Here is an 18275-nt window from a genome sequence, read left to right on the forward strand (position 1 = left end):
GAAATCTGGATTGAAGTCAATAATAGTTTTTTTGGGAATTACATCATCTTATATTCTTATCTACCTGTAACAGTATTTTTTAATCATCCCTGAGATAGATTTATACTTATGATTTCATAACAATTTTATTTGATTTACTATTATAATCTGTCGTTATACCTCTTGTTATATGGGGTAAAAGTGTGTAATTGGGACAGGGGGAAAAGAAGTTGAGGGAGGTGAGGAAGTAATAAGAGTAATGCTTCCTCATCTTCCCTATCTCCCTCATCTCTTCCTCATGTTCCTCTCACAATCTCCATTCGCCTGTCCCCTTTAATAGTCTTTCTTCTTTGGGGGTTCTCCTTCAAATGGTTGTACTCCTGTTTCTGGATAGTTGTCATCTCGAGGACTAAAAATTCTCACGGCTGCGCTAGAGACATAACGAATTATTTTCTGAGGAAATTCTAAAATTGCCTGCAAAATTCCATTTTGTTTTGTATTATTAGTCATACAATTTTCTCCTGATTTTTTGTACTTGAAACTTTATGCTTGAATGGCAAAATCTTGAGTAAACTGCTTTCGTGTGAGAGGTTCTGTCAGCATTATTCCTTCTCCACCCAGAGGATTCTCCTCATTTAGGAGTTGCCCTTCCACAGAAAGATATACTTTAGCTTCAGGCTCAATACTAGTGGCGGTATAGAGTACTTGTGCCACTCTACCAATCATGGAAGTACTGCCCCCTCCTTGAGTAAACTCTCTTGAGAGGTTCACATAAATTCCTGTTTCAGTAACTTGCAAATTAAGTAATCGAGTACCAGCAGGAATTGTAGTAGTCAAGTCGGAAGTTTTAGAACTGGTTAAAAGCTGATCGAGTGCAGCTTTGAGAGCAACTTCTTGTGAATCTTCTGGTTTAACAGCAACTTCGTGCGGTACTAAACGAATGTGCTCACCTGTAGCTTGCAACCAATAAGTTTGCGGTTGCAGTTGTGTTAATGGCTGATTGATTTTTGGTGTTGATGTCGCTATTGGTTTAGGAATGAAAGTTGGTTGTACCTTTGCAATTGGCTTTTGTGGTGGGTAAGGAATGACAGTTGGTTGTACCTTTGCAATTGGCTTTTGTGGTGGGTAAGGAATGACAGTTGGTTGTACCTTTGCAATTGGTTTTTGTGGTGGGTAAGGAATAACAGTTGGTTGTACCTTTGCAATTGGAGACTTTTCTACTCGTGAAGGGATAGGTGTTTTATTTACAGACTTAGGTGTTGTAGTTTGCCATGCCCACCATGCACCCCCTCCTACGGCAGCTAGCAGGAGTAGTGTAAAACCAACGATAGCCTCTTGATGAATTAAATGAATATGTTGGGTTTTCATAGCTATCTCCTGCTGATTAATAAACTTGAAAATTTTTCCAGAAATATCTATCTTTTTTCTGACAAGTTGCTGGTTAATAAAGACTTTTAAGTGGTGACATTTGGTGTGTTGACTTCAGCCGCTACACGAGTGTGCATCGTGTCTTGCAAGTGTTGTTCGTGCTGACGTTGTTCAACCAAAGATTCTCTCGCTTCTTCTTTAATGCTATTGCTAGTTTGTTTTTCTAATTCTTCTAATGTGCGAGCGTGCATTGTTTTTTGTAGGTGTTCTTCGTGTTGACGTTCTTTAGTCATTGCTTGCCGCGCTGCTTGTTCGCTACTGAAATCGAGTTTCACCACATTGCGTTTTGCTGCCTCGACTTTAGGAAGCGTAAGTGTGAGAACACCATTCTTAAATTCAGCTTTAACGCGCTCGTTTTGTATTGGTACAGGCAAAGGTACTATTCTTTGGAACTGTCCATAGCGAAATTCAGAGCGAATGAAGCTTTTGTCTTGTTCGCGCTTTTCTTGTTGGTATTCTCCAGTAATTAAAACTGCATCTGTGCTAACTTCTACATTTAGATCTTTAGCCTCAATACCTGGAATTTCAGCTTTAAGGATCATGTCTGTGTCTGTTTCTTTGAGTTCAATTGCCGGAGTCCAAGCTATATTTACTTTTGGCAATAAGTCTCCAGGGCGATCGCCATGCATCCACTCATCAAACAAATGATTCATTTGTTGTCGTAGAGTATGAAGTTCTCTTAAAGGTTGCCAATGAATTAAAGACATACCCTTTTCCTTTGTACGCTTTATAAAACTTCGATTTTGAGCCAGTAAAGTAACAGGGATCAACCTCTGTGAATTCCGGCTCTATCTTTAAGTTAAAAAAAGAGTTTGAGGAACTTGTGAAGATAAAAGGGAACAGGGAACAGGGAATTTCTCATTTTCTCGTTTCTCTTCTCGTTACCATGCTCTGCATGGTAATGAAAACTGGGAGGCTCCGCCTCCTAATTCTATTACAGCGTATTTCAAGGAGCGTGAGGTACAAAACTTTAGTCTCAAAGTCATATATAATGCCTGTTTTACTTCTGACTTCTGGCTTCTGACTTCTGACTTACCCTACACCCTGGCTTGATTGAAAACTTTTGTGTTTAATAAAATTAGCTTACTGTCTATCTGTGGGTAGATAGACATTGCATTACATCTGACCAAAATTGGTAGATATAAAGCTCTTTATACCTGTTGTTGCAATGACTCTGAAGGAAAAACGGCTGAGTCCAGAACAACCGCTGATCGGCAAGCTGGTTCGAGAATTGCGGCAAGCGATGAACTTATCTCAGGAAAAGTTTGCCCAGGAGTTGGGGATGACTTTCCCTACAATTAATCGCTGGGAGAATGGACACGCCACACCTTCTCCTCTAGCGCTGAAGCAAATTGATATTTTGCTACGACAGTTAGGCGATCGCGGTGAGGCATTGCGAATAAAATATTTTCCAGAAGGTACAGCAAAATTATGAGTGCAGGGGAACCAGGGGCGATCGCAGCAGGAATTTTTGTTGGCGACAGCGAGATGGCGGTGCTCATGCGATCGCACGATTGGTCAAAAACACCCCTTGGTTCTGTTGAAAATTGGTCACAGAGCTTAAAGATTGCAGTCAATATTTGCTTGAACTCGCGCTTTCCGATGGTGATTTGGTGGGGTGAAGAGTTAACCTTACTATACAATGATGCATGGCGACCGATTTTAGGCAACAAACATCCGCAAGCATTAGGTAAGCCAGGAAAGGAAGTTTGGTCAGAAATTTGGGATATTGTTGGCACACAGCTGCATAGTGTCCTCAAGACTGGCAAAGCAACTTGGTCAGACGATTTATTATTATTAGTCAATCGGTATGGATATACCGAGGAAGCCTACTTTACCTATTCTTACAGCCCTATTTTTTTAGAAACAGGAGAAGTGGGAGGAGCCTTCACTGCAGTTGCGGAAACAACCCAGCGAGTCGTAGGAGAACGTCGATTAGCCACCTTACGGAATTTAGCTGCTCAAACTGGGCAATCCAAAACTGTTGAGCAAGCCTGTCAAAAAGCAATACAAACCCTTTCACAAAATTCATCTGACATTCCTGTTGCCCTGCTTTATCTGTTGAATTCTGAGGCAACCAAAGCAACTTTACAAGCACAAACTCCTTCTCAAATTCAGCCTTTGATTGCCCCAGCAGAGCTTGATCTGACTCAACCTAGCAATTTGTTTACCCAAGCACTAGCCTCAGTTGTACACAGCAAGCAACTGTTTATATTAAAAAATCTAGTGCAATATTGGGGAAAATTTCCAGTTGGCCCCTTACACATTCCTCTTGGGCAAGCGATCGCCCTGCCAATTCGAGCTTCAACCCAAGACTCTGTGGTGGGGGTGCTGGTGCTGGGAGTGAATCCCTATCGAGCGTTAGATGATGCTCAATGTCAATTTTTGGAGATGACAACAGGGCATATTGCCAATGCGATCGCTAGTGCCCGCGCCTATGAAGAAGAACGCAAACGGGCTGAGGCACTAGCAGAACTTGATCGCGCTAAAACCACATTTTTCAGCAATATCTCTCACGAATTTCGCACACCACTGACGCTCATGCTAGGGCCTTTAGAGGAGATATTGGCGAAAGAAAGCTTAATTCCACCCGAACCACATCAGCAAATTGAACTTGTCTATCGCAACTCATTGCGATTACTAAAACTAGTTAACACCTTGCTTGACTTCTCACGCATTGAAGCTGGGCGAATGCAAGCGGTGTATGAACTCACTGATTTAGCCGCATATACAACCGAGTTAGCCAGTGTGTTTCAGTCGGCGATCGAGCAAGCAGGCTTACGGTTTAGTATCAGTTGCGAACCACTATCGGCAGAAGTTTACATTGATCGCCAAATGTGGGAAAAAATTGTTCTTAACCTGCTCTCAAATGCATTTAAGTTCACCTTCTCAGGCGAGATTGCTGTAACTTTAAGGCAAGTACACAACCAAGTTAAATTAACCGTGCGCGATACCGGCATTGGCATTCCCACCGCAGAATTGCCCCGTTTATTTGAACGGTTTCACCGGGTTGAGGGAGCGCAAGGAAGAACTCAGGAAGGTTCTGGAATCGGGTTGGCACTCGTGCAGGAATTAGTCCGACTTCATGGGGGACAAGTACAGGTTGAAAGCATTGAGGGAGAGGGCACAACTTTCACCATCACAATTCCGACTGGGATGGCTCATTTGCCCTCGGATCGTATTCAGACAGCACGAAGCCTGACTTCAAGTGCCTTAGGTGCAGTCTCTTACGTGGAAGAAGCTCTGCGTTGGCTGCCGGAAGAAGAGAGCAGGGGGAGAAGAGAAGCTGGGGAGACAAACTCAAAAACTATTTCGACGAACTCAGAAACTATTTTGCCAAACTCAAAAACTATTTCGCCAAACTCAAAAACTATTTTGCCAAACTCAGAAACTAGAACTTCTCCCCCAGAAGAGGCAAGGGAGCAAGGGAGCAGGGGAGCAGGGGAGAGAATTCACACAGAGGTTTCTCCTCTGCCCAGTTCTGCCCGTATCCTCCTTGTCGATGACAACACCGATATGCGCAACTATGTGAAAAGGTTGTTGTTAAGCCAGGGGTATGAGGTAGAGACTGCCGCAGATGGCATGGCGGCGTTAACGATCGCTCGGCAAAAAGTGCCCAATCTCGTCTTAACTGATGTGATGATGCCCGGCTTAGATGGCTTTGGGCTATTGCGAGAGTTGCGGGCAGAGCCAACTACCAGAGACATTCCGATTATCCTGCTGTCTGCGCGTGCGGGAGAAGAAGCCCGGATTGAGGGATTAGAGACAGGAGCAGATGACTACTTGACGAAGCCGTTTTCTGCCCGTGAATTGCTGGCGCGAGTGGAAGCAAACTTGAAGTTGGCACAACTGCGGCGAGAAGCAATGCAACGGGAACAGGCACTACGAATTGAAGCAGAAAGCGCCAAGCAAACCGTTGAAACCATTTTGTCGAGCATTAATGATGGATTTTATGTCCTCGATCGCAATTGGTGTTACACCTACGTCAACGATCGCTATTGTGAAATGTCGGGGATGGAGCGAGAAAAACTTTTGGGACAGGGCATTTGGGACTTGTTTGCTGATGCCATTGACACCGATATTTACGTTCAATTTCATCGAGCGATGAGGGAGCAAACGCCCTTGCAGTTTGAGTATCTCTACGCCACCTGGAATCGCTGGTATGAACACCGAGTTTACCCTTCGTCTCATGGGCTGACGATTGTGATTGCGGAAATTACTGATCGCAAACGAGTAGAAGCAGCCCTGCGTCGCAGCGAAGAGCGCTTCCGCATCAGTCAGGAACTGTCGTTGGATGCTTTTACGATTTTGGATAGTGTGCGAGATGAAACTGGAGCGATCGTTGATTTTGAATGGACGTATGTAAATCCCAAAGCTGCAGAAATTCTCCAGCATCCTGCCGATGAACTGGTTGGGCAAAGGTTACTCAAAGTGCTGCCAGGGAATCAACTCAACAGCGAATTATTTGAACGCTATGTGCGAGTGGTTGAAACCGGGGAACCGCACGATATTGAATTGTTATACAACGCCGATGGCATTACCGGCTGGTTCCGCAACATGGCAGTTAAACTGAATGATGGCATTTCCATTTTCTTTAGTGATATCACCCAGCGCAAACAAACCGAGCAAGCATTACGTGATACTGAAGAGCGGTTGCGCGTGGCATTGCAAAATGCCCCAATTACCGTGTTTAACCAAGATTGCGAACTAAGATACACCTGGATTCATAATCCAGTTATGCACGATCTGGATGAAATGATCGGCAAATGCGATCGCGATTTCTTGCCACCAGAAGATGCAGAGGTACTCACAGAGATTAAACAACGAGTTCTCAACACCGGGATTGGTGCTCGTCAAGAAATTAAAATCACCAGAGATGGCATCAACAATTACTACGACTTAACTGTAGAACCTTTACGCGATGCAAACAACGCTATTGTCGGTATTACCTGCGCTGCCATTGATGTTTCCGAACTGAAGCGAACCGAGATCGAATTACGTGAAAGTGAAGCCCGCTTCCGAGGCGTGGTGGAGTCGAATATGGTGGGCATTGCTTTCTGGGATGCGTCGGGTTGCATTACCGATGGTAACGAGATGGCGGTGCAAATGCTGGGCTATAGCCGCGAAGAAATGCAATCAAGACAGATTTTGTGGAAAGACATTACGCCACCAGAGTTTCATGAGATTGATGCGGCAATGCAAGCACAACTTCTGGCACAAGGGGTTTGTCCTCCGTTTGAAAAAGCCTATATCCGTAAAGATGGCACTCAGGTTCCCATCCTGATTGGAGGTGCATTGTTACCTGGCTATAGCGATCGCGGTGTAGCATATTTTCTGGATATTAGCGATCGCAAACAAGCAGAGACAGAACGAGAACAATTGCTTGTGCGCGAACAAGTTTTACGCTCTTTGGCAGAAGCCGCAGAATCGAAACTGCAAGAAGTTTTGGCAAGCATTCGAGAAGATTTTGTGTTGTTTGATCGCGATTGGCGAATTGCTTATCTCAATGCTCAAGCTGCCGAAACAATGAGAATGCCCCGCGAAGAGATTTTAGGCAAAAGTATGTGGGATCTCTTTCCCGATCTGGTTGGGACTGAGTTTTACGATCGCTTGCATCAAGTTATGCGTGACAAAATTCCGACTCAGTTTGAGTATTACTATCCCCTTTGGGATCGCTGGTTTGAAAACCGAGTCTATCCAGCTCCAGATGGCATTGTAAATCTTAGCATTGACATTACTGTCGCCAAGCGCCTCGAAGAGAATCGCAAACGCATTCAAGAAGAACTGCGGCAAAAGAATGCTATTTTAAATGTGATTAACGAGTCAGTACCAACGCCAATTTTTGTCAAGGATAGACAAGGACGGATCATTTACGCCAATCCCGCCACGTTGGAAGTACTGGGTAAAACTGCAAAGGAGGTGATTGGCTATCGAGATTGCGATCTCTATCCAAACTCTGAAGACGCAGCTAGAGTGATGGAAAACGATCAGCGGATTATGGAATCTGGACACACGGAAGTAGTTGAGGAATCACCCGATGGAGTTCGGACATTTCTGGGTATGAAAGCGCCCTACCGCAACGAGGCTGGGGAAGTGATTGGGTTGATTGGAATTTCCAGCGACATTAGCGAACGAGTGCAACTTGAACGCGATCGCGAACGGGTTTTGCAACAAGAACAAGCCGCACGAGAAGCCGCAGAGCAAGCAAACCGGATCAAAGATGAATTCTTAGCAGTATTGTCCCATGAACTGCGATCGCCCCTCAACCCGATTCTAGGCTGGTCAAAGCTATTACAAACGCGCCAATTTGATCCACAAGCAACAAAGCGTGCTCTACAAACAATTGAACGCAATGCCAAACTGCAAGTTCAACTGATTGAAGATTTATTAGATGTGTCTCGAATTTTGCGAGGCAAGATGGCATTAAACGTTTGCCCTGTCAATCTGGTTACCGTGGTTGAATCTGCCCTAGAAACGGTGCGACTGGCAGCAGAAGCCAAACAAATTCAAATCCGAACCACTATATCTGTGCAAAACACCCAGCTTTGTGGTGATGCTGCACGGCTGCAACAAATTGTCTGGAATTTACTTTCCAATGCTGTTAAATTCACCCCTGATGGAGGAGAAGTTGAAGTTCATTTAGATCAAATTGGTACTTATGCCCAAATTCAAGTCAAGGATACGGGCAAGGGTATCAAGTCAGACTTTTTACCCTATGTGTTTGACTGCTTCCGGCAGGAAGATGGCACAACGACTCGTAAGTTTGGAGGATTGGGCTTAGGTTTAGCGATCGTTCGTCATTTGACTGAACTGCATGGAGGAAGCATTGAAGTCCAGAGCTTGGGAGAAGGGCAAGGGGCTACATTTATTGTCAGATTGCCTTTAATGAATAAAGGGGAAGAGGCAGGGGAAGAACATTTAACCACCGCTCAATCCGTTGATTTAAGTCAACTGAGAATTTTAGTGGTTGATGACGATGAGGATATGAGGGAGTTGGTAAAGGTGATTTTAGAACAGCAGGGAGCGCAAGTGATGGTAGTTGCAACTGCTGCTGAAGTGCTGATGGCATTTGATCACCAACCCCCCGATATCTTCATTGGTGACATTGGAATGCCAGAAATTGATGGCTATATGTTGATGCAGCAAATTCGTGCCCGATCGCCCGAACAAGGTGGACTAGTAAAGGCGCTCGCGCTTACTGCCTATGCCGGAGAGTATAATCAAAAACAAGCAATAGCATCTGGATTTCAACAGCATATTTCTAAGCCTGTAGATCCAGAAGTGTTGGTGAGGGCGATCGCTACTTTGGTAAATCGCAAGTAAAAATTTACAAACTCCAACCCAAGGCTGTTGCCACTTGAGATGCTAATTCCAAAGGATTGAAAGGTTTGGCGATCGCTGCCTTCATACCCAATTGAGCATAGCGACGGCGATCGGAAGCTTGAATTTTAGCAGTCAACAAAATTACCGGAATCGATTTTGTTGCGGGATTATTTTGTAGTTTCTCAAATGTCGCTAAACCATCCATATCTGGCATCATCACATCCAAGAGAATCGCATCAGGTTTAACAATCTCAGCTTTGCTAATACCTTCTTTTCCAGAACTTGCTGTCAGTACTTTCCATCCTGCCACAGTCTCCAAGCAAATTTTGGCAACTTCTTGAATATATTCTTCGTTATCAACTACCAAAATTGTTTTATTAGTCATTCTGAATCATCCTGTGCGGAATTTTGAGTAATTTCGTGTAGTAGCGTCATTACTCGTTGCTCAAATTCGTGGGGTGTTACTTGCCCTTTGCTGAGAAATTCCGTATGTCCTAACTTCAATCGCGTTCTCTCAGATTCTTCCAATTCTTTAGCCGAATAAACCATCAGAGGAATTTTACAAAGACGTTTATGCTGTTGCAACCATCCCACAACACTAAAGCCGTCACCTTCAGGCAGAACTAAATCGAGAATGAGCAAATCAGGATTTACCTCCTGAGAGAGGTGGATTGCCTCCCGTCCAGTTTTAGCATGGAAAGTTTCAATATTATGATGTTCAAGCAAAGTTTGCAGCATTTCTGCTAAGTTGGGATCGTCCTCAACCAACAATACGCGAACTAGTTTGGAAGAATGTTGCAGTGCCTGTCGTAATGACTGAAATAGCAAGCTTTCTTCTAATGGCTTGCTCACCCAATCCACAAAATCCTGCTTTTTTTGGTTGGTATTGACAAGTCCACAGACACTACAAATAATAATCGGGATATTTTGAGTATCTGCTCGTTCCTTGAGAACAGCCATTGTTTCCCAACCATTCATGCCGGGCATCAGCAGATCTAGTACAATCGCATCTGGATGTTGAGCAGAGGCAGCGGTGATCGCCTCTTCTCCACTTGATACCGCAACTACCCGATAGTGCCGTTTCTCCAGCAGATTTTGCAATTCAGTGCGCACCTGTGCATCATCATCACAGACAAGTACCAAAGGAGAGTAGAGCGTAGGGGCAGTGCCTTGTGTCTGCCCAGAAGCAGTACCTTGGGAGCGCTCCGGCGTCAAAGACAGGGGGAGCGTAAAATAAAAAGCACTACCCTTGCCCAACTCGCTATCTACCCAAATTTGTCCGCCGTGTTGTTGGACAATACTCTTGCAAATAGCCAAGCCCAAACCAGTACCATCATGGTTGCGGGAATCGGAAGAATCAACTTGTTGGAAGCGCTCAAAAATACTTTCGAGTTTATCAGTTGGAATGCCACGCCCGCGATCGCGAACAGTGAATAAGATGTGGGGAGAGGAGGAAGACGCGGAGAGCACCAGACGCGGTGATGCGGAGAAAGAAATATTTTCCTTGTCCCCGTGTCCCCTATTCCCTGTCGCCTGTCCCCTGTCCCCTATCCCCTGTCCCCTATTCCCTGTCGCCTGTCCCCTGTCCCCTTTCTCCTCCTCTGCGCTCAACCAAATAGTAGAACCAGCAGGCGAGAATTTAATTGCATTACTCAAAAGATTTGTCAGAGTTTGGACAATGCGATCAGGATCTGCCCAGATTTGTTGAGATAAACTTGAAACCGATATGGTAACTCCTGCTTTATCTGCCAGGGGTTGCATCACGTTTACTGCTTCTGCAATCAAGTCAGCAACATCACACATCTGTTTTTCCATTTTGACTTTACCCGACTCGATCCGCTCAATATCCAGAATGTCGTTAATCAGTCTGACTAAGCGTTCTGTACTGTCTACAGCAATTTGCAGCAAGCGTTTTCCCTGTTCTGACTCTGGCTTAATTAAACCGCTGGCTAACATTCCTAAAGAGCCGTGAATTGAAGTTAGGGGTGTGCGGAGTTCGTGACTGACAACAGAGACAAATTCATCTTTCATTCGTTCCACTTGCTTGCGATCGCTAATATCTTGCAAGTAAACGGTATATACTGTCTCTTGCCCCAGCTTTAATTTAGAAATCGAAGCCTCTGCCGGAAACTCAGTACCATCTTTGCGCCTTCCGTAAATTTCGCGGCGCTCTCCCATCCGACGGGCGACTTTTGCAGAATTACCAAAGTCAGACACATAGCGGCGGTGTGATTGGATATACCGTAATGGTATGAGTAAATCTAGTGGCTGCCCAAGTACTTCCCTTGCCTCGTAGCCAAAAATTTTCTCGGCTCCTTGGTTAAATAAAGTAATATTTTGATTGCTGTCAATCGAAATAATTGCATCATCTGCAATTGATACAATTCCAGCAAACATTGCTTGGGAATTTCGCAGTTCTGACTGAGCGCGTTGGCGCTCGTTAAGTTCTGACTGGAGTTGCTCGTTAATTCGAGTTAACTCTGCTGTACGTTCTGCTACTCGCTGTTCTAATTCGTCTTTGGCTTGACGTAAAGCCTGCTCTGTATGTTGTCTTTCCAATGCTGCCGAAAGTATATTTGCAACAGATTGAACAAAATTAATATCGCGATCGGTAAAAGTCTGTTTTTGAGAAGAATATACTCCCAAAACTCCATAGGAACCATTTTGTTTGGGAATTGGTACACTCAAGCCGCTAATTATTCCATGTTCTTGGAGTAGCAAAGAAGGCTGAAATCGCGTTTCTGTGCGTAAGTCTTCGATAATTACTGGCTGTTGCACCAGTAATGTGTAACCAGAGCCAGAAGCATCTAAGTTAATAGTTGTTTTACCTACAATTCCTTCACGCCAGCCCACACCAGCACATAAAAGCATGGTATCTTCTTCAGGAAGCAGTTTCATGAGTTTGCAATATTCAACTCCCAAGTTTTGCACCACTAGTGTTACTGCTTCATCCATGAGGCTAGAAAGTTCTTTGCCCAAAAGAGCTGACTGTCCTAATTGAGCTACTGTGGCTTGTTGACGAAGGCGAGTGTTGAGTTTTTCTTGTGTTAGCTTATCTTCATTTTCTAGAAAGCGATCGCTTGGCTGCATTTGCCGTCGCAGTTTAATTCGTTCGAGACGATTGATGATCCGCGTTACCAATTCTGGGCCGATAATAGGCTTGCTCACAAAGTCATCCGCACCAACTGCAAACACCTGATTCACAATGTCAGCATCACTGTGAACTGTGAGAAATAAAATTGGCAGTTCGCTCCATTGAGGATCGTTACGTACTACTTGGCAAATTTCGATCCCGCTAAATTCAGGAAGCTCTACATCCAGAATCAGCAGATCGGGATTGACAGTTTGCAGAGTTTCCCAAAAACACTGCGGATCTTCTAAAGTTGTGACTTTGATGCCCCAAGGATTGAGCAAAGTTTGTAACAGCGCACCAATTTTTGGATCGTCATCTACAGCCAATATATGAGCTTCAGCATGGGGAGCTTCTTGTAATACTTGCGTGACTGCTTCTAGTACCTGGGTAATAGGCATGGGCTTTTGCAAGAAGGTATGCCCACCTTTACGAGCGACTTGCAAACGGTTGGTAAAATCACTTTGTTCAGTAAAAACTACTACTGGTACAGGCGGCTTGCGCTGTTTTAATTCTGCTAACAAACTAAAGCTGTCTTCAATATCTGAGGAAACATCTGGATCTAATAGCACTACACCGGGATGCTCTCGGTACAGCTTATTTTTAGCTCTTTCAATACTAGTAGCAATAGTAACTTTTAAGCCCTTGGTAAGAGATTCTGCTTGGATTTGTTCGGCGAGTAAGCGATCGCGATCTACAACCAATAATAAGGGATACTCATCTTCACTCTGTGGTGCAGATAATGTATTTTGCTCATTAGAGGTGATTTGTTGACGTAATTGCTCTACCCAATGCACAAATTGGTTAGTTTCGTCTTTTGTCAAAGTTTTATTCGCTTTGAGCAAATGCTCTATTTTGCGTGCCAACTTAGAGCCAGAAGTCAAGCCAAAAGTGCCTAAAGAACCTGCTAAAGTATGGGCTTCTTGTTGTGCTTGTTTGTGCAGTTTTTGATGCAAGGCTTTTTGGCGAGCAGCACTAGCTGCTTGCTCTAGCAGCGTTACTTGTTCCTCAACCCTGGGTTGAAAGCGATTCCACAATCCCGCAATTGCTTCGAGAGTCTGCTGTTGGGTAGAGGTGGTTTCAAAAGAGGCAGTTTGAGAAGACGCAAAGAGAGAAAAACTCCCCTTGTCTCCCCCTCCCCTTGTCCCCTTGTCCTCTTCTGCCGTTTCCTCTTTAAGTGGCTTCAGACGATAACCAATGCCATAAACTGTTTCAATCAAATCTGCTGATGCTCCCACAGCTTTTAATTTCTGCCGCAATCCTTTGATATGGGTGCGAACAGCTTCTTCTCCGGGAGTATCTTCGTAAGTCCACAGATGTTCTAAAATCATCCCACAGCTAAACACTCGCCGACTGTTTCGTAAAAACAGTTCTAACAGTGCATATTCTTTAGGAGTTAATGACAATAACTTCTCGGCATATGTGACTTCACAACTTGTAGGATCGAGCCGTAAATCACCCCATTCTAGAATTGGCTGGGATATTAAACTACCACGACGCAAAAGTGCTCGAATCCTGGCAACTAATTCCTCTTGATTAAAGGGTTTAACAAGGTAGTCATCTGCACCTGCGTCTAACCCAATAGCCTTTTCGTGGCTGCTATCACATCCCGTCAACAACAGAATTGGCATTCGCAATCCGTGGGATCTGATTTGACGACAAAGAGTAATTCCATCTATCTGTGGCAGGATGACATCTAATAGAATTACGTCATAATCGAATGTTTGTATTAAATCCCATGCTGCCTGACCATCTAAGGCAATTTCTACAGCATAATTGTAATTAGTAAGGACAGCAGCAAGTGCATGAGCAACAAACTCATCATCCTCAACAATTAATATCTTCATTGTAAAAAGTTAATTTATCTTGACAAGAGTTAGGAGTTGCGAGCCGAACAAATTAAAATCTAAATCTAACAATGTTGATCTTACAAACATATGCCAGATAGATGTAATTTTAGTTAATAAATATCTAACCGAGGTTTACAAATTTTAAAGAGTAAAAGGTATTGGGGACTGGGGACTGGTGATTAGGGATTGGGGATTGGCTTTAAAAGTTTGATGTTTTACCTTCTGCCTCTCCGCAGTCGCCACCCTGACGGGAAGCCGCCCTCCGGGCGTCTACAACGGAGGAGAACCTCCGCACGGCGCTGCTCTCTGCCCTCTGCCTTTCTTTGAGGTAAAAGCTATGACAACCCAGTTTGTTCCTAAACCCCAAAAAGGGGAGGAACCACAGCAGGTAGTAGTACCAAAACCGCATGAGCCACCAGTTGAGCCGCCTTCCGGACGTAAATCCAAGCTACCTTTGTTAATTTTAGGTGGAATTTTGATGGCGGTAGCGATCGCCACGCCAACTTGGTATTATTTATCTCGTCCGCAACCCTCTGGCTTGGAATTTAGCGGGCGGATAGAAGCTTATGAAACTGATATTGGGGCAAAAATTTCTGGGCGTGTGAATTTTGTGGCGGTGCGTGAAGGCGATCGCGTTACAAAAGGACAGGTAGTGGCAAAACTCGACGATGCGGAAATCCAAGCCCAACTCCAGGGTGCAAAAGCCAGGATCGTAGCTGCCCAACAACAAGCCGAACAAGCACGGATGCAAATCAGTGTAATTCAAGCCCAAATTCAGGAAGCACAATTCAACTGGCAACAAGCTCAAGACAACACTCAAGGTACAATCGCCGAAGCCAGATCTCAAGTTGCAGCAGCCGAAGCGCAGTTGAGTCAAGCTCAAGCCGATTTGCAGCAAGCAATTTCTCATGCCAGATTGGCGCAAATAAACCGCGATCGCGTCGCTCAACTACACCACGATGGTGCTTTTAGCCAACAACAATTTGACGAAGCTCAAACTAATTTAGAAACAGCCCAAGCTACCGTTAAAGCACGACAAGCAGCAGTTAACGCCGCACATAAAAAAGTCAAGGCAGCTGAAGGTGTTTTGGTACAAGCACAAACTACAAAGCTTAACCCGAATATTAGCAAAACCCGGATTGAAGCTTTACGCGAGCAGCAGAATATTGCCAAAGCGCAACTAGCAGCAGCCCAAGCCGAAGTCAAGAATGCCCAAGCCACCGAAAAACAAATTCTCGCTCAAATCGCTTACTTAAACGTGACAAGCCCTATAGATGGAGTTGTCACAGCCAGAACTGTAGAACCGGGAGCCGTTGTGGGTAGTGGCAAGACTTTGCTAACAATAATTGATCCGAATACAGTTTATATGCGTGGCTTCATTCCTGAGGGCGAAATTGCACAAGTTAGAATTGGGCAACCAGCTAAAGTTTGGCTTGATTCATTCCCCAACCAACCTTTGAGCGCCCGTGTCAGTGCTGTTGATACCCAAGCTTCTTTTACACCAGAAAATATTTACTTTAAACAAGACAGGGTAAAACAGGTATTTGGTGTCAAACTGAGTATCGATCAACCAGGTGGTTATGCCAAGCCAGGGATGCCTGCGGATGCAGCAATTGAGATTAAAAAGAATTAATTAACCACATAGACGCGCAAGCGGCTACTTTCGCTTATCCACTACTCTACGAGAAGCCGGACTACGTCCGTCTACGTGTCTACCCGCAGGGTAGGACACAAAGTACACAAAGGAGAAAAAGGAGGAGTTTATCAAAACTCATCAATATCCTGTTATTCAAGTCCAAGGATTATATAAACAATACAGTAAATTTACTGCTGTTTGCGGTATCGATTTTGAAGTCAACCGAGGAGAAGTATTTGGATTAATCGGCCCTGATGGAGCAGGTAAAACTACGACCTTTCACATCTTGGGTGGAGTAATGGAAGCAACTGCGGGTAACGTGAAAGTACTTAACCGCTCTCCTCAACAAGCGCGTCTGGGGACTGGTTATTTAACACAACAGTTCTCTCTCTACTTAGATTTGAGTATCGATGAAAACCTACGTTACAGCGCTGGGTTGCGTCAAGTTTCAGAACATCATTTCCGAGAGCGTCGCGCCAAGTACTTGCGATTGATGAGTCTAGAGAAATTTAGCAGTCGTTTAGCAGGGCAGTTATCTGGTGGGATGAAACAGAAGCTAGCTCTGTGCTGTGCTTTAATTTCTGAACCGGAAGTATTATTTTTGGATGAACCAACTACAGGTGTAGATCCGGTGTCACGTCGGGAATTTTGGGATATTTTGGCAGCTTTGTCTCAAGAGGGGGTAACAATTGTAGTTGCAACTCCTTATCTAGATGAAGCAGAGCGCTGTCATCGCATCGCTTTGATGTATGAAGGGAAGATTCAGCAAATTGGAACGCTAGCTCAACTGCGTTCTAGTTTGGGCTTGCAGCGTTTAGAAGTGCGTGCAAGTGATTTAGGAATTACTGAACGTGTTTTATTGGATGCCATAGCCAGTGATACAAGCAATATTGTCGATGTACAAACTTTTGGCGATCGCTTGGATGTACTAGTCAAAAATCTTCACACTGACATCGCTTACATTCAATCCATCCTCAATCAAAATCAAATTCAAGCTACCATCGAACCAGCACAACCAACCCTCGAAAACGTTTTTGTCACTCGCCTGCGCCAACAAGGCTCAGATCCAAAGTTTATTCCATTTCCCCGCAGTGAAGGAGGAGGGGGAGAGGAGGGAGCGAGGGAGAGGGGGGGAAGAAATTCTCCGCGTCTTGTTGTCGCCACATCTTCCACCGCAATTGGTGCGCGCAACCTCTGGAAAACCTTCGGTAATTTCCATGCAGTCAAGCAGGTAAATTTACAAGTTCGCTATGGGGAAATTTACGGACTTTTGGGTGCCAATGGTGCTGGTAAGACTACCATAATTAAAATGCTGTGCGGGTTGCTTACTCCTAGTTCCGGAGAAGTTTCACTAGCTGGTAAGATAAGTAATTTACGGAGTCCAGAGGTACGGCAGCGCATCGGTTACATGAGCCAAAAGTTTACGCTCTACGACGATCTCAGTGTGATTCAAAATTTAGAATTTTATTGTGGTGTGTACGGTATACCCCGTTATTTAAAACATAAAAAAATTGACTGGGTATTAGAAACTTGCGGTTTAGTTGAGCAAGAAAATATGCTGACAGGAAGTTTACCGGGAGGTTGGAAGCAGCGAGTCGCTTTTGGCGCTTCGGTAATGCATGAGCCGGAGATTTTATTTTTAGATGAGCCGACATCCGGTGTCGATCCCTTAGCGCGGCGTCAGTTTTGGCGCTTAATTGAAGACTTTGCCCGTCATGGTACAGCAGTTTTGGTGACAACCCATTACTTAGAAGAAGCAGAACACTGCCATCGCATGGGGTTGATGGTAGCAGGTGAAATGGTTGTTCAAGGTTCACCCACACAGATTAAAGCCCAACAGCCAGGGCAATTGATAGAAATAATCATCGATCGCTTAGAGATTGCTTACGATTTGCTGAAATTGCAATTTCAGCCGTGGCAAGTATCGCTATTTGGTTCTAAGCTACACCTAGTCTTGGAACATCCCGATCCAGAACTTGCCGAAGTGCGTTCAGTACTCCAGTCTGCGAATTTAGAAATTCAATCTCTGCGTCGCATTCCCTTCTCTCTCGAAGATGCCTTTATTGGCATTGTCAAACGCGCCCAAGCAGAAGGAATGGAAAATGGCTAATGGTTAATGGTTAATGGAAGGCTGGCAATTAACAATTAACAATCAACAATTAACAATCAACAAATGACTATTGACTAATATCTATGAAACGCATCCTCAGCCAGTGTATGAAAGAATTAGTGCAGTTTCGGCGCGATCGCCTGACTGTAGCACTGGCTTTTGCATTACCTCTTGCTATGTTGCTTCTATTTGGTTTTGCGCTCAGACTAGAAGCAAAAAATATTCCTCTAGCTATTCAAGATTTTGATCGCACTCCCACAAGTCGCGCCTACATTGAGCGTTTATTTGCTACTAACCAATTTCATCCTACTAGCTTGCATGGCAAACCAGAAGAAGTAATAGCAAGTGGGCAAGCAAAAGCAGTGGTAATTATTCCACCAGATTTCAGTCGCAATATCAATGCAGGTAAACCCAGTTCTATCCAAGTCTTAATCGATGGCACCGATGGTAACAATGCGCGAGTGATTCAAAACAGCATCCGCGCCACAACAAGATTTTTCTTGCAAACTAGTGGATTGCAATCTTTTACCAATCCGGTTATTCCTCGTATTCGGCTCTGGTTTAATCCCGGCAGAAAAGAATCTCTGTACATTGTGCCTGGAGCTTATGCTGTCATTCTCTGGATTTTTCCGTCGTTGCTGATGGCGATCGCTATGGTGCGGGAAAAAGAACAAGGGACGATTCTACAAGTTTACACCACCAGCATGAGCGCCACAGAATTATTACTTGGTAAAGGGCTTGCTTACTTAATTATCGGTCTTGGTCAGGCTATTTTTCTACTGCTATTAGGTTCGCTCATTTTCGGCTTGGGTTTGGCTG

Annotated in this window: 9 protein-coding genes and 1 pseudogene; 5 read left to right on the forward strand and 5 right to left on the reverse strand. The window is 44.4% G+C overall.

Translation table 11 applies throughout. The annotated features are described in order from the left end of the window. Positions 1-312 precede the first annotated feature (312 nt). From UYC_RS38755 to UYC_RS0103445, 3 genes are all read right to left on the reverse strand, one after another. Positions 313-489: a hypothetical protein gene (locus UYC_RS38755; protein ID WP_016873242.1), complete on the reverse strand. Its 177-nt coding sequence runs from the start codon at positions 487-489 to the stop codon at positions 313-315. Between the two features lie 33 nt (positions 490-522). Continuing rightward, on the reverse strand, positions 523-1347 hold the full coding sequence (locus UYC_RS0103440; RefSeq protein WP_016873243.1) for a GerMN domain-containing protein: 825 nt from the start codon (positions 1345-1347) through the stop codon (positions 523-525). Positions 1348-1433: 86 nt separating this feature from the next. Further along, positions 1434-2114 carry an Hsp20/alpha crystallin family protein gene (locus UYC_RS0103445; RefSeq protein WP_016873244.1) on the reverse strand — a complete coding sequence of 227 codons (681 nt, stop codon included), beginning with the start codon at positions 2112-2114 and terminating at the stop codon, positions 1434-1436. A 461-nt stretch (positions 2115-2575) separates the two neighbouring features. Here UYC_RS0103445 and UYC_RS0103450 point away from each other — a divergent pair, with 461 nt between their 5' ends. Together UYC_RS0103450 and UYC_RS0103455 are read left to right on the forward strand one after the other, a co-directional pair. After that, complete coding sequence (locus UYC_RS0103450) at positions 2576-2842, forward strand: helix-turn-helix domain-containing protein (protein ID WP_016873245.1); 267 nt, start codon at positions 2576-2578, stop codon at positions 2840-2842. Further along, positions 2839-8730, forward strand: coding sequence for a PAS domain-containing protein (locus tag UYC_RS0103455; protein WP_016873246.1), 5892 nt, complete (start codon positions 2839-2841; stop codon positions 8728-8730). Before UYC_RS0103450 ends, UYC_RS0103455 begins: the two co-directional genes overlap by 4 nt. 4 nt (positions 8731-8734) lie before the next feature. On the opposite strand, the gene UYC_RS0103460 is transcribed toward UYC_RS0103455, so the two are convergent. Both UYC_RS0103460 and UYC_RS0103465 read right to left on the reverse strand, forming a co-directional pair. Next, a complete protein-coding gene (locus UYC_RS0103460) occupies positions 8735-9115 on the reverse strand; it encodes a response regulator (RefSeq protein ID WP_016873247.1) in 381 nt (126 codons plus the stop codon). After that, positions 9112-13707: a response regulator gene (locus UYC_RS0103465; protein WP_016873248.1), complete on the reverse strand. Its 4596-nt coding sequence runs from the start codon at positions 13705-13707 to the stop codon at positions 9112-9114. Before UYC_RS0103465 ends, UYC_RS0103460 begins: the two co-directional genes overlap by 4 nt. A 340-nt stretch (positions 13708-14047) precedes the next feature. Between UYC_RS0103465 and UYC_RS0103470 the strand changes: the two genes are divergently transcribed. The 3 genes and pseudogenes from UYC_RS0103470 to UYC_RS40150 form a co-directional block, all read left to right on the forward strand. Then, positions 14048-15343, forward strand: a complete 1296-nt coding sequence (locus UYC_RS0103470; RefSeq protein WP_016873249.1) for an HlyD family secretion protein — start codon at positions 14048-14050, stop codon at positions 15341-15343. A gap of 130 nt (positions 15344-15473) precedes the next feature. Continuing rightward, the gene (locus tag UYC_RS35280; RefSeq protein ID WP_051049977.1) at positions 15474-17456 is read left to right on the forward strand and encodes an ATP-binding cassette domain-containing protein; all 1983 of its coding nucleotides are present in this window, start codon (positions 15474-15476) and stop codon (positions 17454-17456) included. Between the two features lie 176 nt (positions 17457-17632). After that, positions 17633-18214 (forward strand): annotated as a pseudogene (locus tag UYC_RS40150) (ABC transporter permease); the annotation flags it as partial. Positions 18215-18275: the final 61 nt, after the last annotated feature.

Origin of the sequence: Chlorogloeopsis fritschii PCC 6912 (genome assembly GCF_000317285.1) — a bacterium.
Taxonomy (GTDB): Bacteria; Cyanobacteriota; Cyanobacteriia; order Cyanobacteriales; family Nostocaceae; genus Chlorogloeopsis; species Chlorogloeopsis fritschii.